The organism is Rudanella paleaurantiibacter (assembly GCF_009184635.1).
GTDB classification, from domain to species: Bacteria; Bacteroidota; Bacteroidia; order Cytophagales; family Spirosomataceae; genus Rudanella; species Rudanella paleaurantiibacter.
In genome coordinates, this window is sequence record NZ_WELI01000002.1 from 22,220 (window position 1) to 48,942 (window position 26,723).

At 55.1% G+C, this 26,723-nt stretch carries 18 protein-coding genes; 11 read left to right on the plus strand and 7 right to left on the minus strand.

The window, feature by feature from the left end:
• Positions 1-12 precede the first annotated feature (12 nt).
• The 7 genes from F5984_RS04915 to F5984_RS04945 all read left to right on the plus strand — a co-directional run bounded on the left by F5984_RS04915 (position 13) and on the right by F5984_RS04945 (position 14,367).
• Positions 13-981, plus strand: coding sequence for an ROK family protein (locus F5984_RS04915; RefSeq protein WP_152123194.1), 969 nt, complete (start codon positions 13-15; stop codon positions 979-981).
• A gap of 54 nt (positions 982-1,035) precedes the next feature.
• Entirely contained in the window at positions 1,036-2,697 is a 1,662-nt protein-coding gene (locus tag F5984_RS04920) for a beta-N-acetylhexosaminidase (RefSeq protein WP_246168832.1), read from the plus strand.
• Positions 2,698-3,237: 540 nt separating this feature from the next.
• Positions 3,238-6,342, plus strand: a complete 3,105-nt coding sequence (locus F5984_RS04925; protein ID WP_152123195.1) for a SusC/RagA family TonB-linked outer membrane protein — start codon at positions 3,238-3,240, stop codon at positions 6,340-6,342.
• Between the two features lie 7 nt (positions 6,343-6,349).
• The gene (locus tag F5984_RS04930) at positions 6,350-7,945 is read left to right on the plus strand and encodes a SusD/RagB family nutrient-binding outer membrane lipoprotein (protein WP_152123196.1); all 1,596 of its coding nucleotides are present in this window, start codon (positions 6,350-6,352) and stop codon (positions 7,943-7,945) included.
• 95 nt (positions 7,946-8,040) lie between these two features.
• Entirely contained in the window at positions 8,041-11,388 is a 3,348-nt protein-coding gene (locus tag F5984_RS04935) for a VCBS repeat-containing protein (protein ID WP_246168833.1), read from the plus strand.
• Positions 11,389-11,467: 79 nt separating this feature from the next.
• Complete coding sequence (locus F5984_RS04940) at positions 11,468-12,787, plus strand: vanadium-dependent haloperoxidase (protein WP_152123197.1); 1,320 nt, start codon at positions 11,468-11,470, stop codon at positions 12,785-12,787.
• Between the two features lie 143 nt (positions 12,788-12,930).
• Positions 12,931-14,367 (plus strand): alpha-L-fucosidase, encoded by a 1,437-nt coding sequence (locus F5984_RS04945; RefSeq protein ID WP_152123198.1) that lies wholly within the window; start codon positions 12,931-12,933, stop codon positions 14,365-14,367.
• 207 nt (positions 14,368-14,574) lie between these two features.
• Here the strand turns inward: F5984_RS04945 and fabD are convergent, their stop codons facing one another.
• Positions 14,575-15,459: an ACP S-malonyltransferase gene (fabD, locus tag F5984_RS04950; RefSeq protein ID WP_152123199.1), complete on the minus strand. Its 885-nt coding sequence runs from the start codon at positions 15,457-15,459 to the stop codon at positions 14,575-14,577.
• A gap of 368 nt (positions 15,460-15,827) precedes the next feature.
• On the opposite strand from fabD, the gene F5984_RS04955 reads away from it, so the two are divergent.
• From F5984_RS04955 to F5984_RS04965, 3 genes are all read left to right on the plus strand, one after another.
• On the plus strand, positions 15,828-16,526 hold the full coding sequence (locus tag F5984_RS04955; protein WP_083940593.1) for a succinate dehydrogenase cytochrome b subunit: 699 nt from the start codon (positions 15,828-15,830) through the stop codon (positions 16,524-16,526).
• 24 nt (positions 16,527-16,550) lie between these two features.
• A complete protein-coding gene (locus tag F5984_RS04960) occupies positions 16,551-18,488 on the plus strand; it encodes a fumarate reductase/succinate dehydrogenase flavoprotein subunit (RefSeq protein WP_152123200.1) in 1,938 nt (645 codons plus the stop codon).
• Positions 18,489-18,594: 106 nt separating this feature from the next.
• Positions 18,595-19,347 (plus strand): succinate dehydrogenase/fumarate reductase iron-sulfur subunit, encoded by a 753-nt coding sequence (locus F5984_RS04965; protein ID WP_019989658.1) that lies wholly within the window; start codon positions 18,595-18,597, stop codon positions 19,345-19,347.
• 105 nt (positions 19,348-19,452) lie between these two features.
• On the opposite strand, the gene F5984_RS04970 is transcribed toward F5984_RS04965, so the two are convergent.
• The 5 genes from F5984_RS04970 to F5984_RS04990 form a co-directional block, all read right to left on the minus strand.
• Positions 19,453-21,537, minus strand: coding sequence for a glycoside hydrolase family 3 protein (locus tag F5984_RS04970; RefSeq protein ID WP_246168834.1), 2,085 nt, complete (start codon positions 21,535-21,537; stop codon positions 19,453-19,455).
• A 139-nt stretch (positions 21,538-21,676) separates the two neighbouring features.
• Positions 21,677-22,960, minus strand: a complete 1,284-nt coding sequence (locus F5984_RS04975) for an ABC transporter permease (RefSeq protein ID WP_152123201.1) — start codon at positions 22,958-22,960, stop codon at positions 21,677-21,679.
• Between the two features lie 2 nt (positions 22,961-22,962).
• On the minus strand, positions 22,963-23,394 hold the full coding sequence (locus tag F5984_RS04980) for a GNAT family N-acetyltransferase (RefSeq protein WP_152123202.1): 432 nt from the start codon (positions 23,392-23,394) through the stop codon (positions 22,963-22,965).
• 12 nt (positions 23,395-23,406) lie between these two features.
• Positions 23,407-24,330 (minus strand): hydroxymethylbilane synthase, encoded by a 924-nt coding sequence (hemC, locus tag F5984_RS04985; protein ID WP_152123203.1) that lies wholly within the window; start codon positions 24,328-24,330, stop codon positions 23,407-23,409.
• 10 nt (positions 24,331-24,340) lie between these two features.
• Complete coding sequence (locus tag F5984_RS04990) at positions 24,341-25,036, minus strand: polysaccharide deacetylase family protein (RefSeq protein WP_185155424.1); 696 nt, start codon at positions 25,034-25,036, stop codon at positions 24,341-24,343.
• Between the two features lie 242 nt (positions 25,037-25,278).
• Between F5984_RS04990 and F5984_RS04995 the strand changes: the two genes are divergently transcribed.
• Positions 25,279-25,701, plus strand: a complete 423-nt coding sequence (locus tag F5984_RS04995) for an Hsp20/alpha crystallin family protein (protein ID WP_152123205.1) — start codon at positions 25,279-25,281, stop codon at positions 25,699-25,701.
• Positions 25,702-25,806: 105 nt separating this feature from the next.
• On the opposite strand, the gene F5984_RS05000 is transcribed toward F5984_RS04995, so the two are convergent.
• Positions 25,807-26,625: a glycosyltransferase family 2 protein gene (locus F5984_RS05000; protein WP_152123206.1), complete on the minus strand. Its 819-nt coding sequence runs from the start codon at positions 26,623-26,625 to the stop codon at positions 25,807-25,809.
• Between the last annotated feature and the right edge of the window lie 98 nt (positions 26,626-26,723).

A 26,723-nucleotide genomic window follows, 5' to 3' on the forward strand; every position in this document is an offset into this window, starting at 1 on the left:
ACCCATCAGACTATGAAACACGTTGTTGCTGGTATCGATATTGGGGGCACCACCACCACAGTTGGCCTGGTTGATGCCACGGGGCATATTCATGCCAAACAAACCTACCACTCCGGGCAAATTACCACCCTGCCCGACTATCTGGCCCAGCTTCGGCGCGTGGTGACCACGCTGGCCCACCAACACGGAGCCGAAATCGAAGCGGTTGGCGTAGGCGCTCCGGCGGCCAATCACCGCACGGGCACCATCCGGGCTTCGAACCTCAAATGGGCCTACGGGATTCCATTCGCTGAGGCCCTTGCCGAGGACTACCACCTACCTATTGCCCTCGACAACGACGCCAATGCCACCGCCATCGGCGAAATGCATTTCGGGGCCGCCCAGTCGTACCGCGATTTTATTCTGGTCACGCTCGGGACGGGCTTAGGCAGCGGCATTGTCTCAAACGGGGAAGTGATTTACGGGCACGATGGTCTGGCCGGCGAGCTGGGCCACATCTGCGTGGATCGCAACGGGCGCGACTGCGGCTGTGGCCGCAAAGGCTGCCTGGAAACCTATGTATCGGCCAACGGTCTCAAACGAACAGTGTTTGAACTACTGGCCCACCGCACCACGCCCAGCCCGCTGCGCGACGTGAGCTACTCAGCCCTGAGCGCCCGGCAGGTGAGCGAGGCCGCCAAAGCTGGCGACGCCATTGCGCTCGAAGCGTTTGAGCAGGTGGGCGAGCTGCTCGGCCTAAAACTGGCCGATGCCGTAGCCCATACCAGCCCGCAGGCTATCATCCTCTTTGGCGGGCTGGCCAACGCGGGCAGGTTGCTGTTTGAGCCCACAATCCGCTCGCTTCGGAAACATCAGCTGTTTTTGTACAACCCCGATTTGCCCATTCTGCCCTCGGCCCTGCCTCAGGCCGATGCCGCCGTATTGGGTGCAGCCGCTATTGCTTGGCAAAAGATCCGAAAAAGCGACCATGTGCTGCTTTAAGAAGCCTCAGCGTAACAACGATAAACCACAAACGATAACCCTGTTTTCAACGCCATGCGCATTCTGCGAGTCTGTTTGTTGCTGCTGGTATTCAGCACGCAACTGCTGATGGCCCAATCGGCCAAATACGCCATTTTACCCCGCCCCGCCCTGCTCACCGAGCAGCCGGGCACGTACACCCTACCCGCAACGGTTTCTATTCTGCTGCCCAATACGAACGCCGAAATTCGGGGCGTAGCGGGTCTGCTGGCCGACCAACTGACGCGGGCTACGGGCCGTACGCCCAAAATTGGCCAGGGTCAATCGGGCAAGCAAGCCATTGTGTTTGCGCTGGGCAAAGGCCCCAAACTGGGTGCCGAAGGGTACAGCCTGCGCGTAACGCCCAAGCAAATCACGATTACAGCCGAGGAGCCCAAAGGGTTTTTCTACGGCGCGCAATCACTGTTGCAATTATTCCCGGCCGAGGTATTTAGCCCGTCGATAGTGAAGGGCATCAGCTGGGCCGCACCGTGCTGCTACGTCGAAGATCAGCCGCGTTACACCTACCGGGGTCTCCACCTCGACGTGGGTCGGCATTTTTTCCCGGTGAGCTTTATCAAGAAGTACATCGACCTGATTGCCCTGCATAAGCAGAACACCTTCCACTGGCACCTGACCGAAGATCAGGGCTGGCGAATCGAAATCAAGAAATACCCCAAACTGACCCAAATCGGTTCGCAGCGGAAAGAAACCATGCTCGGCCGCTACGGCGACAATAAGTACGATGGCAAACCGTACGGTGGTTTCTATACGCAGGACGAAATTCGGGAGGTGGTGAAGTACGCACAATCGCGTTTCGTGACGGTTATTCCCGAAATCGAACTGCCGGGCCACTCAATGGCCGTATTGGCGGCTTACCCGGAACTGGGCAGCAATCCCGACAAAATTGTACCGGTTGGGACCAAGTGGGGCGTTTTCGACGATGTGTTGTTCCCCCGCGAAGAGACGTTTACCTTTTTGCAGGACGTACTGACCGAGGTGATGGCCCTGTTTCCGAGCCAGTATATCCACATCGGGGGCGATGAGTGCCCCAAGAAACAGTGGAAAGAGAGCCGGTTTTGCCAGGAGCTGATGAAGAAAGAAGGCCTGAAAGACGAGCACGAATTACAGAGCTACTTTATCCGGCGCATTGACCAGTTTATCACGTCGAAAGGACGCAAAATGATTGGTTGGGATGAGATTCTGGAAGGGGGCCTCTCGCCCAATGCCATTGTCATGAGCTGGCGCGGCACCGAGGGCGGCATTGCGGCCGCCAAGCAAAAGCACGACGCCATCATGACGCCGGGCAACTTCTGCTACCTCGACCACTATCAGGCCGACGCCAAAACCCAGCCCATTGCCATTGGTGGTTTTACACCAGTAGAGGAATCGTACGGCTACGAGCCCACCCCCGAAACCCTCACCCCCGACGAAGCGAAGCACATTATCGGGGTACAGGGCAACGTATGGACCGAGTACATGCGTACGCCCGAGTACGTTGAATACATGGTTTGGCCACGCGCCATTGCCCTTGCCGAAGTAGGCTGGACGCCCAAAGACCGCAAAAACATCGACGACTTCCTGCAGCGGCTTGCCGTGCATAAAAAGCGGCTCGATTACCTCAATGTGAATTATTTCGGGGCCCCGATTAACAATAAGTTCGAATACCAGTGGCCTGCTCCAACGGCCAAGCGGTAACCCCGCGGCCCCGCCCTTACCGGGTCTGGCTGGTTGGTTAAGTTAACTTACCGTCAGAGTTGAGTACGCCTAACGTGAGTTATGAATAAAGTATTTTGCGAATAATTGGTTTGTAAATGGTTGCTGACGCGTAGGGCTTCGACAGGCTCAGCCTGACTGGATGCTCCCAAGGTTGTGGTCAGGCTGAGCCTGTCGAAGCCCTACGCGTCAGCCATCTTTCATAACTCATGTTACTTTTGCCATTACATAGACCGACTTTTGAGTAACTATGCTTAAGCGTTTATGATAGAGGGTTAGGAATTGCTTCACAAGCAAACCCTATTCATAATCTTTATAATTCTATTTTTTCCGTATTTATTCTTATTTTAGACCAAAATACCTGCTTCGAAAAGAAAATTTTTTTTATAAATATTAAGGGTATTTTAAAAATTTTTATTAATTTTCAATAAGTTTGCCAAATGGGAATTTAAGCCAAATTCTGTATTGAGTTTGGAGGCCCTTGCCAATTACTATTCTCTAACAAATCATTTCAATAATTCTATGAAGCTAAAACTACCTGGGGCATTACTACCTAAGGTTTTGCTCTGCCTGGGAGCCTGGCTTATGCTGGGCTTGTCTGTCTCGTTGGCCGTTGATAAGGAAATCACGGGTAAAGTAACCGACGAGAAAGGGAGTGAAGTGGCCGGTGCCACCGTGACCGTAAAGGGCACAACACGGGGTACTAACACAGACGGAAGCGGTCGGTACCGCATCACCGTAGCCGACGACAACGCCGTTCTGGTGTTTTCATACATTGGCTACACCAAGCAGGAGATTCAGGTGGGCAACCGCTCGGTGATCGACGTGAAACTCGTTCCCGGCGAATCAGTACTGCAAGAAGTAGTCGTAACCGCTCTCGGTATCTCGAAAGATGCCCGCAAAGTGGGTTATGCCGTAACCACTATCGACGCAACGGCGTTTACCCAGGCTCGGGAAACCAACGTGGGTAACTCGCTGGCAGGCCGGGTATCGGGTCTGACCGTAAAAGGAACCAACAGCGGTCCCGGCGGTACGTCGAAACTGTTGCTGCGCGGTATGCCCAGCATGAACTCGGCCGGTTCGCCCCTGATCGTTATCAACGGTGTACCCATGGACAACACCCAGCGCGGTAGCGCCGGTGAGTGGGGTGGTGCCGACGGTGGCGACGGTTTGGGTAACCTCAACCCCGACGACATCGACAAGATCACGGTTCTGAAAGGTCAGTCGGCTTCGGCTCTGTACGGCGCCCGGGCCTCAAACGGGGTTATTCTGGTAACCACCAAGCAAGGCCGTAAGGGTGATTTCTCGGTGGATTACAACATGAACCTGACCACCGACCAGCCGGTTAACTTCACCGATTTCCAGTATGAATACGGTCAGGGTATCGGCGGTGTGAAGCCCGCTACGCAGGCATTGGCTCAGCAAACGGGCCGGATGAGCTGGGGTGGTCGGCTCGACGGATCGCAGGCGATCCAGTTCGATGGAAAGCAGTACCCCTACTCAGCCCAGCGCGACAACATCCGCAACTTCTACCGCAATGGTACTAACTTCACCAACACAGTATCGGTTGGTAAGGGTGGTGATAACGGCTCGTTCCGTTTGTCGCTGTCCAATCTCGATGCCAAGTCGGTGCTGCCAAACAGCGGTCTGGGTCGGAAAACGATCAACCTGACTCTCCAGCAAAACATTACGTCGAAACTGAGCTTCGACGTGCTGGCCAACTATATCGACGAGCGCGTGAAGAACAAGCCAATCCTGAGCGATGGCCCGCTGAACGCCAACAACGGCTACCTGCTGGCTACCAACATCGATCAGCGGATTCTGGCACCGGGCTTTGACCCAGTAACGGGCCGGGAGATCATCTTCAGCGAAGACGAGTACGTTACGAACCCGTACTTCGTGGTGAATCAGTTTGTAAATAACGTAGACCGGAAGCGCCTGATCTCGATGGCCTCGACCAAGTATCAGTTTGCTGACTGGATTTACGCCTTGGCCCGGATTGGTTACGATAACTCGAACGACCGCAACTTCCGGGTAACGCCCTGGGGAACGGCCTACTCGAACGGTGCCCGCGGTGGTCTGGACGAACTCTCGAACGCCCAGCGTACCGAACTGAACATCGACGGTTTGATCGGTATCAACAAGTCGATCAACGAAGACTTCACGGTTGACGCTATCCTGGGTGCCAACCTGCGGAAGAACAAGTACGAGAAACTGAACATCAACGGTGGTCCGTTTGTACTGCCCTACCTCTACAGCTGGAACAACGTTGTTAACTTCAACCGGGGTTACGAAGTAGCCAACACGGAGGTACAATCAGCGTACTACAACGTGGATCTGGGTTATAAGGGTATCCTGAACCTGAGCACCACGGGCCGTTACGACACGTACTCGACCCTGCCCAGCTCGGCCCGTTCAATCTTCACACCATCTGTAACGGGTGCGTTCATCTTCCAGGACCTCATCCGGATTCCGAACCTGAGCTTTGGTAAACTGCGGGCTGCTTACGCCATGACCAGCGGTGAGCCTACCACAGCCTACGGCACGAGCGTATACTACGGCGTAGGTAACGCCATCAACGGCACGGCTACGGGTAACTTTAGCTCACAGCTGCCCAACCTGTTCCTGAAGCCCTTCACCAAGAGCGAAGTGGAAGTAGGTCTGGAACTGCGTTTCTTCGGCAACCGCCTTGGTCTGGACGTAGCGTACTACACCCAGAAAACCAACAACGAGATCATGCCCGCCAACTACAGCTGGGCAACGGGCTACTCAGCCGGTATCGTAGGTACAGGTTCGACCCAGAACAAAGGGGTTGAAGTTCAGATCAACGGTAACCCGCTGAAAACCTCACGGCTGAACTGGAACGTGTCGTTGAACCTGACGTCGGTACAGAACAAGATCCTGCAAACGGATGTGAACAACAACCCCATCGGTCTGGGCTCAAACCGGGCTACACTGGGTAACGCCATTACGGCTTTCGTAGTAGGCGAAGCAGGTCCGCAAATCCGGGCGTATGACTACAAGTACGGTGCCAACGGACAGATTGTGGTGGATGCATCGGGCCTGCCGGTTCGGGGCGACCTGATCAACATGGGTACGGTATTGCCAACCCTGTTTGGTGGTCTGAACAACGACTTCTCGTTCAGCAACTTCAACCTGTCGTTCCTGGTTGACTACAACTATGGCAACAAGATCCTGTCGGCTACCGAAAACTTCGCGTACCGTCGGGGCTTGCACAAAGAGACACTGGTAGGCCGCGATGGCGGTGTTCGGACGGGTGTTTCAGAAACAGGTGCTCCCAACACGGTTACGGCTACGCCACAGGCTTACTACACAGCACTGGCTAACAACGTAACCAAGATCAGCGTCGAAGATGGCGATTTCATCAAGTTGCGTCAGCTCACGTTTGGCTACAACCTCCCGGCTCAACTGCTGAAGAATGTGCCACTGATTCGGGGCGTTAATGTCTCATTTGTTGCTCGGAACCTCTTCTACTTCATGAAGAAAACCGACAATATTGACCCAGAAGCTTCGTTTGGAGCGAACCTGCGTTATGCGGGTATCGAAGGTGCCAACCTGCCCTCTACCCGGAATTATGGTGTTAACGTGAACATTAAGTTTAAATAACCGAATTATGAAGAAGAAATTAATCGCGTTGAGCTTTTTGGTGGGCGCCATGCAGTTGTCCTGCACCGAAGATCTCGACCAACTCAATACCGACCCAACCCAGGCCTCAGCCACTACGTTTGATCCAAACCTGTTGCTGCCTTCGGCCCAGTGGAACTACGTAAGTTCAATTGCAGGCTACAACGGCCCCATTCTGTTCCAGAGCATGTGGGTACAAGTGTTGTCTTCGACTACATCGGGGGCAGCCAACTACTACTCGAACGCGGATAAGTACGTTCAGTCGAGCAATACGGCTAACTATCAGCAGGGTACCTGGAACGTAGGGTATCAGGGCGCCAGCTATGCATACGAAATGGAGCAGTTGGCCAAAGGAAAGCCCGCCCTGGCAAACCTGGCAAACATTGCCGTTATCATGCAGGTGCAGGCCCTCTCGTCGATTGCCGATACCTACGGCGATATTCCGTACACGCAGGCTCTGCAAGCCAAAGGTGGCACTACCCTCCCTACGTATGATACGCAGGAGAGCGTGTACAAGTCGCTGCTGACCCGGCTCGAAACGGCTACGGCTGCCCTGAACGCATCGAGCCCCGCGCCAACCAACGACGCGTTTGCGTACAAAGGCAACATTGCTCAGTGGAAAAAGTATGGCTACTCGCTCATGCTGAAACTGGCTATGCGTCTGGTGAAATCCGATGCCGCTACGGCTAAGACCTTCGCCGAAAAAGCCGCTGCCGGTGGTGTATTCAGCAGCGTAGGCGACGATGCTTATATCATGGCCGACGACTCGAAAGGCTTTGGCAACGGTAACGGGGCCGCTTTGAGCACCCTGGCCGACGTGTATCAGGTTCGCTGGAGCAAGACGATGATCGACTTCCTGAAATCGACCAACGACCCCCGTCTGAGCCGGGTAGCGGAAGTTCCTGCCGATGGTTTGACCGCGAATCAGGACATGGCGAGCGCCGGTAACACAACACCAGCCGCTCAGTTGGGTCTGCCTAACGGCTATGACCTGAACGGTGGTGCTACCGACATCTCGAAGTCTCCGGGCTATCCTGGTGGCACTGGTACCGGTGCTAACGCAACGCCGATTGGCAAGTACTCACGCCCGACCATGATGTACCGCAACCGCAACGCGCCTTTGTTTGTGCTGACCTACGCCGAAGTTGAGCTGTTGCTCGCCGAAGCCGTAGTACGTGGCTTCAACGTGGGTGGCACGGCCGCTGGTCACTATAAGAATGGTGTGGTTGCCGGTATTCAGTCGCTGGCGAAATACGGTGCCACGATCGACGCGGCTACTGCTACGGCCTATGCCGACGCCAACCCGCTCGTGACGGCCAACGCCCTGAAGCAAATCAACGAGCAATACTGGGCTACTACTGGTTTGCTGATGAACTTCTCAGAAGCCTGGAACAACTGGAAGCGCTCGGGCTTCCCCGTGCTGACTCCGGTCAACTACGTGGGTAACTTCTCAGGTGGCCAGATTCCCCGTCGGCAGCCTTACCCAACCGGCGAGGCTACGCTCAACTCGGCCAACTACAAGGCGGCCGTAAGCAAGCTGTCGGGTGGTGATAACTGGGTTGCCCGCAGCTGGTGGGATAAATAACCGGCTACAGCGGGTGAAAAGTAGGGGGCCTGGCGGCCCCCTACTTTTTTTTGCTATTTTTATGTATTTCTACCTGTCGTTGCAACATGTGCGCTATGCATAAACTGTTTTCTTTTCAACGGGTCACCCTTCGGCGATACCGCCAGAGCCGTTTCGACGGGTGGCTCCTTCTGGTTATCGGTGGCTGGTTACTCTCGCTGACCGCCCATGCACAGTTATTTAAACCCCTGAACCCCCTCCAGACGGGCATTACCTTCCGCAACGACATCGACGAAACCGAAAGCCTCAACGTACTGGCCTACGAGTACTTCTTCAACGGGGCCGGGGTGGCCGTCGGCGATTTTAACAACGATGGTCTCCAGGACATTTTCTTCACGGCCAACCTCGGACCGAACAAGCTCTACCAGAATGAAGGTAAACTCAACTTCAAAGACGTAACCGCCGAAGCCGGCGAGGGCCTGGCCGGTCGCGAAGGCGGCTGGAAAACCGGCGTCAGCCTGGCCGATGTCAATGGCGACGGATGGCTGGATATTTACATCTGCTACTCCGGCAAAAACGACGCTACCCGCCGGAACCAGCTCTTCATCAACGAAACAGGCGGCAAAGACAAACCCCTGCGGTTTGTGGAACGCGCTAAAGAATACCGCCTGGACGATCCGGGCTATAACACCCAGGCCGTCTTTTTCGACTACGACAAAGATGGCGACCTCGACGTGTTTCTGCTTCATCACAACGTCCGGAAATACGACAATATGGAGCTGGCCCGACTCCACGAAGAAACCGACGAACTGGCCGGTAACCGCCTGCTCGAAAACATGAAAGGGCGCTTCATCAACGCTACCCAGCGGGCGGGCATCCACCAGTACCCGCTTACCTTCGGGCTGGGTGTGGCCGTGGCCGATGTGAACCTGGACGGCTGGCCCGACATCTACGTCACCAATGACTACAACGAACCCGATTACCTCTACATCAATCAGAAAGACGGTACCTTCCGCGACGATACCGAACACTGTTTCCGGCACCTAGCGCAGTTTTCGATGGGCGTGGATATTGCTGATTTCAACAACGATGGCCTGCCCGACGTGATGTCGCTGGATATGCTGCCCGAAGACAACCGGCGGCAAAAGCTGCTTCAACTTCAGGAAAATTACGAGTCGTTTGAGCTGATGACCCAGCAGGGGCTTCAGCGGCAGTACATGCGCAACATGCTGCAACTGAACAACGGCGACGGTACCTTCAGCGAAATTGCCCAAACGGCGGGCGTATCCAACACCGACTGGAGCTGGGCTCCGCTGCTGGCCGATTTCGACAACGACGGCTACAAGGACCTGTTCATCACCAACGGCTACCTCCGCGATTACACCAACAAAGACTTTCTACGCTACTGGGGCGACTATAAAATTAAGAAGGCCATCAACCGCGAGCCGGTGCAACTAATGGATCTGGTGCGGGCCATGCCCTCCACCAAAGTGCCCAATTATATTTTCAGCAACAACCGCGACCTGACCTTTACCAACCGACAGCAGGACTGGGGCTTCACCACGCCCACCATTTCGAGCGGGGCCGCCTACGCCGATCTGGACAACGACGGCGACCTCGAACTCATCATCAACAACATCAACGAAACGGCTTACGTGTACCAGAATATGGCCCGTGAGCAGGCTCAGAATACCTTTTTGCAAGTACGACTGGTGCCAACGGCTGGTAACAAACAAGCCGTGGGGGCACAAGTACGGGTTTACGCCGGGGGGCAGCAGCAGTACCAGGAGTTGAGCCCCGTGCGCGGCTACCTCTCTACCCAGCCACTCCCCCTGCACTTTGGCCTGGGCAAAGCCACCCTCGCCGATTCAGTACGCGTTACCTGGCCCGATGGCTCAATGCAAAAACTGACGCGGGTAGCGGCCAATCAGTTGCTGGAGATTCAGCAGTCGGCGGCCAAACCCGAAGCACCGGTAAGTCCTAAAGCCCCTGCCCCGCTGTTGGCCAAGGTAACGTCGGCATTTTCGTACACGCACACGGGCATTACCGACAACGACTTTAAGCGCCAGCCGCTCATGCTCTGGATGTACTCGCACACCGGCCCGGTGCTGGCCAAAGGCGACGTGAACCGCGACGGACTGGAAGACCTGTTTGTGAGTGGCGATAGCCAGAAAAAAGGCGGTATCTGGCTGCAGCAGAAAGACGGCTCGTTCCGGCAGGCGGCCGGTATGGCCATTGGTGACGAAACAACGTCGGCGGTTGTGGCAGCCGTGTTTTTTGATGCCAACGGCGACGGAGCAGACGACCTGTACGTGGCCAAAGGCGGGTACTCGCTGTTTGAACCCCTCTCGCCTTCGTTGCAGGACGAACTCTACCTGAACGACGGGAAGGGCAACCTGCGATTGTCAGCCGCGTCGCTGCCCAATCTGAGCGCCAGCAGCAAATCCTGCGTGCGCCCCGCCGATTTCGATGGCGATGGCGATATTGACCTGTTTGTGGGCGGCCGGGTAGTGCCGGGTCGCTACCCCGAGGCTCCGCAGTCGTATTTGCTCCAGAATATGGGCAAAGGCCAGTTTAAGGTAGTGCCTTCGCCGTTTGCGACGGTGGGGATGGTGACCGATGCCCAATGGGCCGACCTCGACGGCGACAAGCGCCCCGAGCTGCTGTTGACCGGCGAGTTTATGCCCATCAAGGTTTACCAGAACACCAAAACCGGCTTTGTCGATAAAACCACTACCTACTTCCCCGAACCCGATAATGGTTTCTGGCAGTCGCTGCTGATTACCGACCTGAACGGCGACGGCCGGAAAGACATCGTGGCTGGCAACCTGGGCACCAACTCACAGCTTAAGTTTTCGGCTAAAGAGCCGGCCGAGCTGTACTACGCCGATTTCGACAAGAACGGCTCCATCGATCCTTTCTTCTGCTTTTACGTGCAGAGGGTATCGTACCCCTTTGTGAGCCGCGACGAGCTGAACGACCAGATTTACGCCATGCGGAAGCGGTTCGGGTTTTACAAAGACTATGCCGACGCGCCCCTGACCAAAATCCTGACACCCGAAGAGCTGAAACTGGCCCGCAAACTGACGGTGACCGAGAACCAGACAAGCGTTTTTCTGAATCAGAATGGGCGTTTTGTGAAGCAGGCACTCCCAATTCAGGCCCAACTGGCCCCGGTTACCCAACTCATAGCCGACGATTTCAACGGCGACGGTCACCCCGACCTGCTGCTGCTGGGGAATAAATCGGACAACCGGCTGAAACTGGGCAGTATGGATGCCAACTACGGCTGCCTGCTGACCGGCGACGGCAAAGGCAATTTTACGTACGTGAGCCAGCCAACCTCGGGCTTGTCGGTGCGGGGCGATGTCAAATCGGCCATTTCGGTGCGGATTGGTCAGGTACCGTATCTGATGATTGGAGCTTTCAACCAGCCCATTCAGGCCTACAAACGGGAAAAATGACGAGACTAAACTTGCAAGGTCTTTCAAAACAAACCTGCAAGGTCTTGGAGACCTTACAGGTTTAAAAAGGGAATAAATAATGAAGCGATTTTTGATGGTCTGCCTGCTTTTGAGTGTTTGGACTGGCCCGGTCAGAGCCGCCCGGCCCGACCTGAACGCCCGCCTGCAGCCGACGGTTTTTGCCCTTACGATGGTGATGATTCATGATGTAGTGAATCCGCCCGCAGCCAGCCGGTTTTACACCTACTGCTTGCTGGGAGCCCACGAGATTGTGGCCCAACACCAACCTAACGGCATTTCGCCCGCCCGTCTGGTACGTAGTTTTAAGCCGCCCACGCTCGACAAAAGTAAGCCTTACGACTACCAGTTGGCTGCCCTCTACTGCATGCTTGAAACCGGCCGACTCATCCTGCCCTCCGGCTATATGCTGGCCGACGAACAGACCAAATTTCTGGCCGAGCTAAAGGGCCACTACCCCGAAGCCGTCGTAAACGGGTCGGTGAGTGTGGCACAGGCGGTTGCCAAACAGGTGCTGGCCTATGCGGCTGTGGACAACTACTCAAAGCTGAGTGCCCGCTTGCGGTACCGCCCCACCAAAACCGATGGCTACTGGTACCCCACCCCGCCGGGCTACATGGAGGCTATCGAACCCCACTGGCGCACCATCCGGCCGATGCTGCTCGACTCCTGCGGACAGTTTAAACCCAAGCCGCCCGTAGCATTCAGCCGGGATACAACGAGCGCTTTTCATAAACTGATGCAGGAAGTGTATCAGACAACCAAATCCCTCACCGACGAACAACGCTTCATTGCCTCGTACTGGGATTGCAACCCGTTTGCCATCAACACCTCGGGCCATATGTCCATCGGCTTCAAGAAAATCAGCCCCGGCGGTCACTGGATGAACATCGCCAGTCTGGTATCCACCAAAGCCCAGATACCGTTCGATCAGGCCGTGATGGTGCAGTCGGTGGTGGCGATGACCCTAATGGACTCCTTTATCAGCTGCTGGGACGAAAAATACCGCAGCAACCGCATCCGACCCGAAACGGCCATCAACCGCTACCTCAATCCGCGCTGGCAACCCCTGCTGCAAACGCCCCCCTTCCCAGAATACACCAGCGGGCATAGCGTGATTTCGAGCGCCGTGGCCGAAGTGCTTTCGTACCTGATTGGCGACCAGTTTTCGTTTACCGACACCACCGAAACCATTTTCGAACTCCCCGAACGCAACTTCACCTCGTTCCGGCAGGCAGCCGAAGAAGCTTCTATTTCACGGCTGTACGGCGGTATTCACTACCGCGACGCCATCGAAAACGGACAAGAACAAGGCCGGGCCATCGGGACGTTTGTGGTCGAAAAGCTCCGCAAAGCCGGGGTGAAGCCGCCGGTGGAATAGATTAATTTTTGTCATTCCGACGAAGGAGGAATCTTAGTCCTATTTAGACAAACTGACCAATAAGGATGTAAGATTCCTCCTTCGTCGGAATGACAAACGTACACTTGGCGTACCAACCCAACTACAACCTAAAACGTACACGTATGAAACGCATCTCCCTCTCGCTGCTCCTGCTCCTGGCCCTCACCGGAGTGACTGTGGCGCAGCAACATTCTGAGCAGAATCACTCCAAATACGTACCGCCCAAAGACCCGCTGGTGCAGCAAAAGCTGAGTCAGTGGCAGGATATTAAATTCGGGCTCCTGATGCACTGGGGTACCTACAGCCAATGGGGCATCGTCGAATCCTGGTCGCTCTGCCCCGAAGATGAAGGCTGGTGCGAACGGCGCGGCCCCCATGCCGCCAACTGGTACGAATACAAAAAAGCGTATGAGAATCTGCAAACTACCTTTAACCCCACCCGCTTCAACCCCGAACGCTGGGCCGATGCCGCCAAAAACGCGGGCATGAAATACGTGGTTTTCACCACCAAACACCACGACGGGTTCTGTATGTTCGACAGCAAGCAGACCGACTACAAAATCACCAGCGCGAAATCCCCGTTTTCGAGCAACCCGCGCAGCAACGTGACCAAAGAGGTATTCAACGCCTTCCGGAATCAGAATTTCATGGTCGGAGCCTACTTCTCCAAGCCCGACTGGAACACGCCTACCTACTGGGACCCGTACTTTCCGCCCAAAGACCGAAACGTAAGCTACTCGCCCGTACGCTACCCCGACCGCTGGCAGAAATTCAAAGACTTTACCTACAACCAGATCGAAGAGCTCATGACCGGCTACGGCAAGGTCGATATTCTCTGGCTCGATGGCGGCTGGGTGCGGCCCTTCAGTACCATCGACTCGACCATTAGCTGGCAAAAAACCATCCCTTACGATCAGGACATAGACATGGCGCGGATTGCCCGAATGGGCCGCAGCCATCAGCCCGGCCTGCTGGTGGTAGACCGGACGGTGACGGGTGAGTTTGAGAACTACGTTACCCCCGAGCAATCCATTCCCGATCAGTATATGCCCATTCCCTGGGAGTCGTGCATGACCATGGGCGATTCGTGGTCGTACATTCCGAAAGAGAATTTTAAATCGACCCGAAAACTGATTCACACGCTGGTAGATATTGTGGCCAAAAACGGCAACCTGCTGCTGAACATAGCCCCCGGCCCCGATGGCGAATGGCACGAAGAAGCCTACAGCCGTTTAGAGGAAATTGGTAAGTGGATGACCATCAACGGCGAATCTATTTACGGCACCAAACCGGTGACCCCCTACCGTAAAGAGCAATGGGCCTTTACCGGTAAAGGCTCGTCGGTGTATATGACCTACCTGCCCAAAGAGGGCGAAACATTACCGGCAAGCCTGCCGCTCACCGACATCTCAATGGAAAAAGGTAAGACTGTAACCATGTTAGGCTATAACAAGCCCCTGAAAGTAGTAAAAACCACCAACGGCCTCACCGTGCAGATTCCCGAAGCGGCCCGCAAGCAACTGGCAAGCCAACCCGCCTGGGTATTCCGGGTGAGCTAACGCGCTCATAGCGATTCGACTATATCCCCCAAAAACTGCTGACGCGAGGGCCTTCGACAGACTCAGGCTGACAGGCAGCTTTCAAGTCTACAGTCAGCCTGAGCCTGTCGAAGGCCCTCGCGTCAGCAGTTTTCAATACTTTACGTTATAACGACAACGGCCCCGTCCTAATGACGGGGCCGTTGTCGTTCGTGTAAGTCCGGGAAATTACACGCCTGCCACCTCGGCAGCTGGCGCAATTTTCTTCACCAGGCCCTGCAATACCTTGCCGGGGCCGCACTCGACAAACAACGTAGCCCCATCGGCAACCATTGCCTCGACAGACTGCGTCCAGCGTACCGGGGCCGTGAGTTGGGCAATCAGGTTTGCCTTAATTGTCTGGATGGCCGTGGCAGGCTGAGCATTAACGTTCTGATAGATAGGGCAACGTGGCTCAAAGAAAGGCGTCTCGGCAATGGCTTTCGCCAATTCTTCGCGGGCGGGTTCCATCAAGGGTGAGTGAAACGCACCACCAACGGGCAACGGCAACACACGTTTAGCACCCGCTTCTTTTAGTTTTTCGCCCGCCAACCGGATACCCTCGTGAGTCCCCGAAATGACCACCTGACCGGGGCAGTTGAAATTAGCAGCTACCACCACTTCTCCGCTCGCTGCTACGTCGGCACAAATCTGCTCGATAGTAGCATCGGGCAACGCTAGTACAGCCGCCATCGTCGACGGATTCAGTTCGCAGGCCCGCTGCATGGCTTCGGCCCGCTGCGACACCAGCCGGAGGCCATCTTCAAATGACAGGGCCCCGGCGGCTACCAGCGCCGAGAACTCACCCAATGAGTGACCCGCCACCATCGCCGGCTCAAAATCAGCGACCGTCTGCGCCAGAGCCACTGAATGCAGGAAAATAGCGGGTTGGGTTACGTTGGTTTGCTTCAGTTCCTCGTCGGTCCCTTCAAACATTACTTTGGTCAGGCTAAAGCCCAGAATCCGGTCGGCCTGTTCGAACATCTGCTTAACAGCTGGTGAGCCATTCTGGTATAAGTCGAGGCCCATGCCTTTGAACTGCGATCCCTGACCGGGGAAAACGTATGCTTTCATAAAGAGCGAAAGAGTGAAAGAGTATAAGAGCGCGAACCGGGGTCAGCAGAGAGTGACCTTTTGCGCCCTTAACCACGTTACAAAGGAACGGTATTTGGCCTATTCGGTCCAAAAGTCGGGTTGACTTGTTGCGCTTCAGGGCCGAAAAGAGCGTGCAGTTTTTGTTGAAGAAGACAAACAAAAAACTTAAACAGTATGTTGGTAAAACAGGTGACATAGCCTATTTGAACTGGTTCAAAATTGAACAACACCCCCCGAAAAAACTACCCTGATTTTGGACGCGTGGGGTTTGTGATTTAGTTTTGACCCCTAGTCTAATCAGGCTGTTAATCATACAAATTTTACGCATAATCGGTGCACTACACGGTATGTCTTGGGTAACACAAACGCTTTCCAGCTCACTCGGCCGAAAAGTCATCATGTCGCTGACTGGGTTGTTTTTAAGTACATTTCTGGTCGTCCATATGGCCGGAAATCTTCAGTTGTTCAAGGGCGATGAAGGAAGAGCTTTCAATGAGTACACGTACTTCATGACTCACAACCCGCTCATCATTACAGTTTCTTATCTGCTCTACACGTCGATTCTGGTTCACGCGCTGATGGCTTTCGTGCTGACGCGCCACAATCAGGCGTCACGCCCTGTCGATTACGCGTTCAAGCGGCCCGAAGCCAACAGCGCCTGGTCGTCGCGTAACATGGGGATTCTCGGCACAGTGCTGCTGATTTTCATCATTCTGCACATGCGCACATTCTGGTACGAAATGCACTTCGGTTCGGTACCGATGGCCGAGTACGACGGTAAGCAGTACAAAGACCTGTACACGGTTGTTGTGGCGGCTTTCTCGCAGTGGTGGTACGTGCTGATTTACGTCGTATCAATGGTAGCCCTGGGCTATCACCTCGTTCACGGATTCCAGAGTGGTTTCCAGACCCTCGGTCTCCGTCATAAAAAGTACACTCCGCTTATCGAAGCGCTGGGTACATATGTGTTCGCCATTTTGATTCCGGCCCTGTTTGCGGCCATGCCGATTTACATCTTCCTTAAGGCGAACAACTTCATTGGGTAAATGGCATCTAACCAACTGTTAACTATGAAATTAGAGGCAAAGATTCCTGAAGGCCCGCTCGCAGAAAAGTGGGCACGTCATAAGTTTGGCCTGAAGCTCGTAAACCCGGCCAACAAGCGTAAGTACGACATCATTGTGGTCGGAACGGGCCTTGCTGGTGCCTCAGCGGCCGCTTCGCTGGCCGAGTTGGGTTACAACGTCAAAGCATTCTGCTTCCAGGATAGCCCCCGCCGGGCCCACTCAATTGCGGCTCAGGGTGGTATCAACGCAGCCAAAAACTATCAGAACGACGGCGACTCGGTGTTCCGTCTGTTCTATGACACCATCAAAGGTGGCGACTACCGCGCCCGCGAAGGAAACGTCTACCGTCTGGCTGAGGTGAGTGTTAACATCATTGACCAATGCGTAGCGCAGGGGGTACCATTTGCCCGCGAATACGGCGGCTTGCTGGCCAACCGTTCGTTTGGTGGTGCGCAGGTATCACGCACGTTCTACGCCCGGGGCCAAACCGGTCAGCAGCTGTTGTTGGGAGCCTATTCGGCCCTGAGCCGGCAGGTGGCCAACGGCAAGGTGAAGCTCTACCCACGTACCGAAATGCTCGACCTCGTGGTAGAGGGCGGCAAGGCGCGGGGTATCATCACCCGCAACCTCGTAACGGGTAAAATTGAGTCGCACTCAGCCCACGCGGTACTGCTTTGCACGGGTGGTTACGGCAACGTGTTCTACCTCTCAACCAACGCCATGGGCTCCAACGTAACGGCGGCTTGGCGTGCCCACAAGCACGGTGCCCTGTTTGCGAACCCCTGCTTCACCCAGATTCACCCGACCTGTATTCCCGTAAAAGGTGATTACCAGTCGAAACTGACCCTGATGTCGGAGTCGTTGCGGAACGATGGCCGCGTGTGGGTTCCCAAGCGCAAAGAGGATTCAGAGAAGATTCGGAAGGGCCTCATGAAGCCGACCGATCTGAAAGAAGAAGACCGCGATTACTTCCTGGAGCGTCGCTATCCGTCATTCGGTAACTTGGTTCCCCGCGACGTGGCTTCGCGCAACGCGAAATACGTGTGCGACGAAGGCCGTGGAGTGAGTAAAACGGGTCTGGCCGTATATCTTGATTTTGCCGATGCTATCAAGCGCGACGGTCGGAAAACAATCGAAGCGAAGTACGGTAACCTGTTCGAGATGTACGAGAAAATCGTAGACGACAACCCGTACGAAACACCGATGATGATTTACCCGGCTGTACACTACACCATGGGTGGTCTGTGGGTTGATTACAACCTGATGACGACGATTCCGGGTCTGTACGCTCTGGGTGAAGCTAACTTCTCTGACCACGGTGCCAACCGTCTGGGTGCTTCGGCCCTGATGCAGGGCCTGGCCGACGGCTACTTCGTAATCCCTTACACTGTAGGTGATTATCTGGCTACCATCGGCCCCGCCGATAAGGTATCTGTCGACTCACCGGTGTTCAAGCAGGCCGAGCAGCGGGTTCAGGATCAGATTCAGCGCCTGCTGTCGATCAACGGAACCACGCCGGTTGATGAGTACCACCGCAAACTGGGACTCATTATGTGGGACTACTGCGGTATGTCGCGCACGGAAGAGGGCCTTAAGAAAGCGAAGAAGATGATTCAGGAGTTGAAAGCTGAGTTCTGGAGCAACGTGAAGGTAACCGGCGACAACGAAGAGATGAATCAGACGCTGGAGCAGGCTGGCCGTGTGGCTGACTTTATCGAGCTCGGCGAGCTGATGGTCGACGATGCCCTGAACCGGAACGAGTCGTGCGGAGGTCACTTCCGTGAGGAGTACTCAACCGAAGACGGCGAGGCTAAGCGCGACGATGAGAACTACGCTTACGTGGCTGCCTGGGAGTACAAAGGCGAGAACCAACCCGCTGTACTGCACAAGGAAGACCTGGTGTTTGAAAATGTGAAGTTGACCCAACGTAGCTACAAATAAGTTTGCAGTTTACAGTATACAGTTTGCAGTGGCCCACGCACACGTACCGAGGCTCGGCAATTGAAAACTGAAAACTGAAAACCGGAAACTGAGAACTTTAGAAATAATGAAAGTCAATCTCAAAGTCTGGAGACAGAAAAATAACAATACAGCGGGTAAATTAGTCGAGTACAGCCTCGACAACATCTCGCCCGATATGTCTTTCCTGGAGATGTTCGACGTACTGAACGCCGAGCTGATTCGGAAAGGTGATGAGCCCGTTGCCTTCGATCACGACTGCCGCGAGGGTATCTGCGGTATGTGCTCGATGTACATCAACGGCCGGGCCCACGGCCCCCAAACGGGTGCTACTACTTGTCAGCTTCACATGCGTTCGTTCAGCGATGGCGACACGATTGTGGTTGAACCCTGGCGGGCACGGGCATTCCCGGTAATCAAAGACCTGATGGTCGACCGGACGGCCTTTGACCGGGTAGTGCAGGCAGGTGGTTACGTATCGGTTAACACCGGTTCGGCCCCCGATGCCAACGAAATTGCCATTCCCCGGACTATTGCCGACGAAGCCATGGACGCGGCTCAGTGCATCGGTTGTGGTGCCTGCGTAGCGGCTTGTAAAAACGCTTCGGCTATGCTGTTTGTGTCGGCTAAGGTGTCGCACATGGCGGTGTTGCCCCAGGGTCAGGCTGAGCGCAAGATTCGGGCAGAGCGGATGGTGGCGCAAATGGATGCCGAAGGCTTCGGTGCCTGCTCATTCACGGGTGCCTGCTCGGTAGAATGCCCCAAGTCGATTTCACTCGACCACATTGCGCGTATGAACCGCGAGTATCTGGGTGCCAAGCTGACATCGGAGAACGTCTAATAGCTCCCACTTATAGTTTACCAAAACGGCCCGCTGATAGTCAGCGGGCCGTTTTGATGTAGAAACGTAGTGATACTGGTACTTTCAGGGCAGTACCGGAGCCCCTCAATACGTCAGGCCTTCACCGTATTTGAATAAGGCGTAGCCCGGCCCTTCAAGATAACCGGGAACATCCTCTTTTCCGTTTTTGACCGCCTGAGCCGATATTGGTGTTGTGAACGGCATCTTACCGGTTGGCTTAAATTGCCCGGTAACTATATCGAGCACGGCTTCTGCTGTCGTTCCAAACGTGGCCAGTACACCCATCACATTGCCTTTGGCAGCCGGGTTGTAAATCTCATCGATCACCCACGGGTTCGTGTAGTTGATGGCCAAAACGGTTGGCTTTTTGGCCATGAGGCCGTTGATGTACTGTACATCCACCGCATTTTTAGACAGAGACAGTTCGAGTGGGCTCCCATCCGAAGCAAATAACGAGCGCGAACCGGGGGCAATCCAGAGCAGAATTACATCAGCCTCATCGGGCGTTTTTACAAACTCCACCGGCAGGTTCGGATTTTTTGTGGTAAACACATCGCCCGGCCCCGATGCAGGTGCACCCGCCCGCTTCTGATACGTTTCGAAGTACACCTTGGTACGAGCTTTCAGAGGCAGTGTTTTATTCTCGTTTCGCAATAACACAATGGATTTCCGCTGGGCCAGGTCGGCGCGGGCCTGAAACGATTGATTACCCACAATTTGCTCGGCGGCACTTTCGTCTACATACGGATTTTCGAACAGGCCTAATTCAAACTTTTCATTGAGCAACCGCACCACCGACTCATCAATCAGCTTCATATCCACCATGCCACTTTTCACCGTTTCGAGCAGGCTCGCGGGGTCGGCCGTGCCCGAGTAGAGGTTTACGCCCGCTTCGAGTGTGCGCTTGTACCGCTCGGGAATAGTCAGGTTTTCGGCACCCCAGGGCATCATTTCAATAGGGCCAGTATCGGAGTTGATAATACCCTTGAAACCGAGCTTAGTGCGCAACAGATCGTGAATGACAGCCCGGTTGTACGCGTAGGCAATAGGCTCATACGCAGTCCCAACAGGCATGGAATAATACGGCATAATGGCCGACGTACCCGCTTTGATGGCCGCTTTAAAGGGAATCAGGTTGTTTTCGAACATACCGCCCGGAAACACCTCTGTTTTACCCCAGTCGAAGTGGGGGTCTTGCCCTTCTTTACCAGCCCCACCACCCGGAAAATGCTTGGTCGTCATAGCTACCGAGATGGGGCTCAATTTTGGCCCCTGAAAACCAAGCACCACCTGCGTAATCATCTGCGCGGCCCAGTCGGCATTTTCACCAAAGGTGCCATCTACCCGTTGCCAGCGTGGCTCCGTAGCCAGATCGGCCATGTACATATAGCCTTTGCGGAGCCCGACAGCGGCCCACTCCTGCCGGGCAATGTCGGCAAATTCGCGGGTTAGTTTTAGGTCGCGCATGGCAGCCAGGCCCAGCTCGCCGGGCCACGACGAAAACACGGTTTTACCGACGCTCGTACCAATAGCGGCCGAAGCTGTAATGTGGTTGCGTGGGTTCGAGGCCACAATGGCCGGAATACCCAGCGGTTGACTCTCGCAGAGGGCCTGTAACTTATTGGCCCACTCGGCCGTAGTACGGGCGCTCACATTGGCCCGTAAAATGAAGTGTCGAAGCCCAAACCGGGTTACGGCCTTAGTGGTACCAGCCGCATTCATAATAGGCGTGGGTAAGGGCTTTTTGGTGAACATGTTCATGGTCGCCACCAGATCGTCCTCGTTGAAATCGCTCGTGATAGGCTCTTTGCCTCTGGGGGCTTCAAACGACCAATCGTTTTTCAGGCGGGTGGTGCTGATGAGCATAAACCCAACCTTTTGCTCTACCGACATCTGCCGCAACAAGTCACGGCTGCGGGTCTCGGCCGGTAATCGCCAGTCCTCGTAGGGGTCAAGTTGACCGTTGCGGTTCAGGTCTTTAAACGTGAACTGACCTACCTGCAGGGTTTTCACCGACCGGGTGCCCAGTTTCGGCTGAACCGGCTTTCGGGACTGCGCTACCCCCACAGTACTCAGGCCAAGCAGGGCCAGTACCCCCAGGCGGGCGAAATAGATTCCGGGTCGGGAGGGCGCCGGCCGTTGGTTGCTTTTCCACTTTTCAAGATTCATACATGTACGATGGTTTGGGACCGCACCGGGTTGTGCCGACCTTATGGGGCATAAGTCGTTTTGTGCGGCATCTTACCCAAACAAAAAGGCTCTCCCTATCAACGGGAGAGCCTTCGACAACCACAAACATGGTTTGGGTTTATTCCTCCGCCAGCGTCCGCGAGATATTCATGCGGTAAACGCCGAGCGCCGGCAACGCGGCCGCCACCAGCCCGATCAGTACAGCAGCCCCCAGGATGTACCATTCCTCGGGTAGAATATTGAAACTGGTCAAGTCATAATGATAGTTGCCCTGCACGTAGCCCGAAATAGCCCAAAGGCTCAGGCGACTTATCAGTAATCCGGCCACAAAGCCAATCAGAGCCAGCACGAGCCCTTCGAGCAGAAGCATCAGAAACAGTTGCGTGCGGGTAGCCCCCATCGACAGCATCAACGCCATTTCGTACCGACGCTCTTTCAGCGAGTTATACAACGACACAAACACACTGATACCGGCCACCAGAATAATTGCCAGTGCCAGATACCGCAGCGTTTCAACACCCACACCCAGCAACTCAAACAACCGGTTTACCTCAATGTTGGGCATAGCCGCCTGTAGTTTCGAGTTGGTGTTGATGCCGCGCGCCAGCATCATACCCATCGGGTTCCGAAACTTGATGAGCATGCTCGTAATCTCGCGCTCTTCCTCATGGGCCTCCCCTTCTTCGTGGTCGTGGCCTTCATGGTCGTGGTCGTGTTCTTCTTCCACGGCCGCTCCACCAGCGGTTGCCTCGGCCTCGTGCTCATCGGCGTGTTCTTCGTGCCCGTGTTCGTCATGAATCGACCACACGCTTTCCACCGGGGTCAGAATCAGCTGATCGGCAACCGTATTGCTGGGATTCAGAATTCCTACCACCTTGTATTTGGCATCCTCGTGGGCCTCACCGGCTTCGTCGAGGCCATGCGACCCGGCAAACGTATCGCCGATTTTCAGCCCCGTCGCCCCAGCCACACGCGGACCAATAACGCACTCCAGCGGCTGGGCAAACAGCTTACCCTGCCCTACTGTGGCCTCGTAGTGATCGAGGTATTGCTTGTCGGTTCCCACAATCCGAAACGAGCGGTAGTTGTCGCCCAGAGCCAACGGAATAGCCGTTTTGATCATCGGGTTGCGGGTAAGCCGCTCGGCTTCGGCCAGCGGAATATTGCCCACCGGCGAGTCAATCTGATAAATGCTCGACAGAATCAGTTGCAGCGGGCTTCCTTTGGCGCCCAGCACCATATCAATTCCCCGGATGTTTTTCCGAAACTGCTCGTCGAGCTGCTTGTTGAGCAGCAGGAGCAACGAAATAATCGCGATGCCGAGGGTCATGAGCAAACCGCTCAAAAAACTGCTCAGGGGCTTGTCGCGGAGGTTACTCCAACTGATTTTGAAGAGATTCATGGCTACAAGGATAGTGAAAAATGATGGCTGCTGATCCGAAACCGCTTATTCAGGTACAGTCGATGGGCGTCAGCGCGGTCGGGGCCGTGCCCTGAGTCGAGCGAAACGGTTTTACACCCGAGCTGACGAGCCTGTTCGATCACAAAATCGAGCAAGGCCCCGGCGTACCCATTGCCACGGGCTTCGGGCAACGTGGTCAGGTCATCGATATAAATTGTTCTGCCCGAAACGAGCAAGGTCAATTGCCGGTAGGTAATTACGGCCGGGGCCGGTGCATCGCCCCCGTCGACAAAGGCCACCGAAAACCGCTCGTGTGCCTGTTGGTCCTGCAGCGACGCCAGCACGGCTTCAGCCTCCAGCTGAGGGCGCAGGCACAGCAGGGCGGGCAAACAGGCACGGAGGTCGGCTTCGGTTTGGGCAATGCGAATGGTCATGGCTGGGCTTGGTTACAGATTGGCACGAATACTAAGCAGGATCTCGGCTCCACCCAGCCCCAGAATATGCTCGGCCAGTTGATTGCCCAACTGCTCGGCTTCGGCGGGTGGCCCCGCGAAGGTTTCGCGGAGTATCTGGGTGCCATCCAGGCTGATGATTCCGCCGGTCAGGCTCACGTTTTGGCCCGCCCAGGTTGCCAACCCAAACACCGGAATGCTACAACCACCTTCGAGCCGACGCAGGTAAGCCCGCTCGGCTTTCAGGCAGGCTTCGGTAGGTTCGTGGTTGGTCAGTCGGCGAACGGCCTCCAGCTTGTCGAGGGGTAAGGTATGAGCTGCTTCGATGGCAATGCTCCCCTGCCCCACGGCGGGCGTAAAGTCGGCCACAGGCAGGTGTTCGGCAATCAGGTCGTCGTACTGCATCCGGTGCACACCCGCAAAGGCCAGCAGCAGCGCATCGCACTGCCCCTCGTCGAGTTTCCGAAGCCGGGTTTGAAGGTTTCCGCGCATGTCGACCACTTTGATGTGCGGGCAATAATGGCGGAGCATTGCTACCCGCCGGGTCGACGAGGTACCAATCACAAACGGTTGCCCACTCGTGAGTGACAGGGCGTTGTTGCGGCTCACCAGTACATCGGCTACCTGCTCGCGCTCCGTAAAGGCGATAATGCCCAGATCAGCCGGCAACGACGATTGTAAATCTTTGGCACTGTGAACGGCGATGTCGATGGTACCCGCCCGGAGCTGATCTTCCAGTTCCTGTGTAAATACGCCTTTGCTGCCGATCTTGGCCAGCGACCGATCCAGAATCTGATCACCTTTGGTTTCGATCAAAACCAGCTCCGACGTAAGCCCTCCGGCCTCCAGTAGTCGTTGAATATGTTCGGCCTGCCAGAGCGCCAATCGGCTCGCGCGTGTTCCTATTTTAATGTGCATGATGTCTGTTTTATACCAGTTTACCCCATTTCACCTTCCGCCGAAACCGGGCAAACGATTCGGAACCGCGTACGTCGATCCGGTTCAGCTCGTAGAGGTCGCGCAGGGGCAACGGGTTAATCCGGTTTCCAATCCGAAACGCCAGTTTAATCCCCAGCCGCGCCATTGTTTCCCGCATCAGCTGCCGGTCGGCCGGATTTTTGGGCCGACCGCCGTACGAATACGAAAACGCTGGTGCCATCGGCAAACCCATCCGGTTGGCTTCAACATGGCTCTGCTCCAGATCGGCACGGATACGCGCACCTGTTTCGTTTTTGAAGTTCAGATGCTCGTGCGTATGGTACGCCAGGGCTATGCCCGCTTCGCTTAAACCTTTGAGCTGTTCGACGGTCAAAAGAGCGTCGGAACCTTCATCCCAGACGTTGGTTTTCCCGACGTAGGCGGTGGGCACAAAAATAGTAGCTGGCACAGACAGTTCGTGCAGAATCGGCACGGCGTAGGTCAGGTTATTTTCGTATCCATCATCGAAGGTGAGTAGCACGGCCCGGCGCGGCAGGGCCGTAGCGGGGGTAGCAACGGAGCCGAGCACCTGGTTCAGCGTTACAAACTGGTAACCCGACGTTTGCAGGTAAGTGATGTGCTGACGCAGTTGTTCGGTCGTCACGGTAAGCGAGCCAGGCGTGAGCGGGTCAACTTTATGGTACATCAAAACCCGCAGGCTGGGGCGGTGGCTGTGGAAGTTTAACCACAGAAGCACCCCAAAAAGCAACACGATAAAAATCCACACAGTACAGTTACGCGTAAGTTATAGTACAAGAAACGGTTAAAAATACGCCAAAACGGCCGAAAAAGGCTTTTTGAGCTAAAAAAGTCGGACAGCTTGTCGCTCTTTGAGCGAAGGCACGATAGTTGAATAATACTCTTTCGAACAGTAAACAACACATACCGATGAGAGCGATAGACAATGTGTTCAGCGGAACGGGAGGTCAGATTGACCTTCTCAATACGCTCTACGGCGGTTCGAGCATGACGACGATGAACGTGGACCGGGAAGACGACCGGTTGGTCATTACGTTGTCGGCCCCTGGCGTCAGTGCCACTTCTTTCAATGTTCTGATTGAAGGCAATAAACTGGTTTTGTACACACTGCTCGTTGGCGAATCGGCCCGGCAGGACTACGATATTCTTGATCCCGACGCGCAACCACAGCGTTTGGCTGTGCCGATGTTCCTGCGGGTGCTGGATATTCCCACGTTTGTGGATGCAGAGCAAATTGAGGCCGTGCATGAAGACGGCCGGGTGATGGTGTACCTGCCGCTCAACAGCGAAGATCAGTTGCACCGTCGGATCGACATCAAAGATCTTTTTTAAGGCGTTTGTGGGCGCTTAGCTGCTGTCATGGGTCGTGTGCGGTATATGTTTCCCCATTCTCCTCACAACTACCTCCGACTCCCGCCGAGCCCTACTCGGGACTACCTAATGGGTCCTGTTTTCATACATGCGTACAGGTCGTTCCTCCGGGGACGGCCTTTTTTGTTGAAGCTCGTGCAGCTTGGCGTATTTCACCACCGGGTACATGGCCGAAAACAACGACCACACAAAACCTGGGTACCCGTTGAGTATGTTCTTTTTCAGCAGGTATTCTTTCAGGAACGTTAGCGGCAACCGAAATACGACCTGAGCCGTGGAGGCTTTGCGGCCTCGCCGGTCGAGCTCACGAGCGCCCGCCGTGGTGTAGCGGTTCAGCTTTTCGAAGTACTCGTGCATCGACCCGTAGCTGTCGTGTAGCATATGGTCTTTCAGCGTAAGCACCCGCCCCCCGCTTAACTCCACATCCTCGTGCACATGACTCAGATTATACGTACCAAACGTCCGGTTAAACAACCGAAGGTGCGGCATCTTGTACTCACTACCGTAGCGCATGAGTCGCTCCATAAAAATAAGCGAAATCGGTACGTTGTAACCCACTACCCCTTCTTCACGGCCTACCCGGTTCTGGATTTCGGCCCGTAGCTCGGGGGTCACTACTTCATCGGCGTCAACCACGAGCACCCAATCGTGCACGGCCTGCGCCACCGCGAAACGTTTCTGGGGACCAAACCCATCGAAGTCGCGATGCAACACCCGGGCACCCCGTTCGCGGGCGATCTGAAGGGTGCTATCGGTACTGCCCGAATCAACTACCACAATCTCAGCGCACCATTGCAGGGCATCGAGAACGGAGCCCAGCAAACGCTCGGAATTGAGGGTGATCAGAACGGCACTAATCGGCGTCGCCACAGAGGGTGTATTCATACCGCAAAAATAGAATGCTTAAGTAAAAGTGTATAGTGCTAAGCACTATACATAATCATAATTAATTGAAAATCAATCTCAATCAAAAATCTTTTGGA

Coding starts and splice junctions, on each gene's coding strand:
- F5984_RS04915 (WP_152123194.1), top strand. CDS start 13: ATGAAACACGTTGTTGCTGGTATCGATATTGGGGGCACCACCACCACA.
- F5984_RS04920 (WP_246168832.1), top strand. CDS start 1,036: ATGCGCATTCTGCGAGTCTGTTTGTTGCTGCTGGTATTCAGCACGCAA.
- F5984_RS04925 (WP_152123195.1), top strand. CDS start 3,238: ATGAAGCTAAAACTACCTGGGGCATTACTACCTAAGGTTTTGCTCTGC.
- F5984_RS04930 (WP_152123196.1), top strand. CDS start 6,350: ATGAAGAAGAAATTAATCGCGTTGAGCTTTTTGGTGGGCGCCATGCAG.
- F5984_RS04935 (WP_246168833.1), top strand. CDS start 8,041: ATGCATAAACTGTTTTCTTTTCAACGGGTCACCCTTCGGCGATACCGC.
- F5984_RS04940 (WP_152123197.1), top strand. CDS start 11,468: ATGAAGCGATTTTTGATGGTCTGCCTGCTTTTGAGTGTTTGGACTGGC.
- F5984_RS04945 (WP_152123198.1), top strand. CDS start 12,931: ATGAAACGCATCTCCCTCTCGCTGCTCCTGCTCCTGGCCCTCACCGGA.
- fabD (WP_152123199.1), bottom strand. CDS start 15,459: ATGAAAGCATACGTTTTCCCCGGTCAGGGATCGCAGTTCAAAGGCATG.
- F5984_RS04955 (WP_083940593.1), top strand. CDS start 15,828: ATGTCTTGGGTAACACAAACGCTTTCCAGCTCACTCGGCCGAAAAGTC.
- F5984_RS04960 (WP_152123200.1), top strand. CDS start 16,551: ATGAAATTAGAGGCAAAGATTCCTGAAGGCCCGCTCGCAGAAAAGTGG.
- F5984_RS04965 (WP_019989658.1), top strand. CDS start 18,595: ATGAAAGTCAATCTCAAAGTCTGGAGACAGAAAAATAACAATACAGCG.
- F5984_RS04970 (WP_246168834.1), bottom strand. CDS start 21,537: ATGAATCTTGAAAAGTGGAAAAGCAACCAACGGCCGGCGCCCTCCCGA.
- F5984_RS04975 (WP_152123201.1), bottom strand. CDS start 22,960: ATGAATCTCTTCAAAATCAGTTGGAGTAACCTCCGCGACAAGCCCCTG.
- F5984_RS04980 (WP_152123202.1), bottom strand. CDS start 23,394: ATGACCATTCGCATTGCCCAAACCGAAGCCGACCTCCGTGCCTGTTTG.
- hemC (WP_152123203.1), bottom strand. CDS start 24,330: ATGCACATTAAAATAGGAACACGCGCGAGCCGATTGGCGCTCTGGCAG.
- F5984_RS04990 (WP_185155424.1), bottom strand. CDS start 25,036: ATGTACCATAAAGTTGACCCGCTCACGCCTGGCTCGCTTACCGTGACG.
- F5984_RS04995 (WP_152123205.1), top strand. CDS start 25,279: ATGAGAGCGATAGACAATGTGTTCAGCGGAACGGGAGGTCAGATTGAC.
- F5984_RS05000 (WP_152123206.1), bottom strand. CDS start 26,625: ATGAATACACCCTCTGTGGCGACGCCGATTAGTGCCGTTCTGATCACC.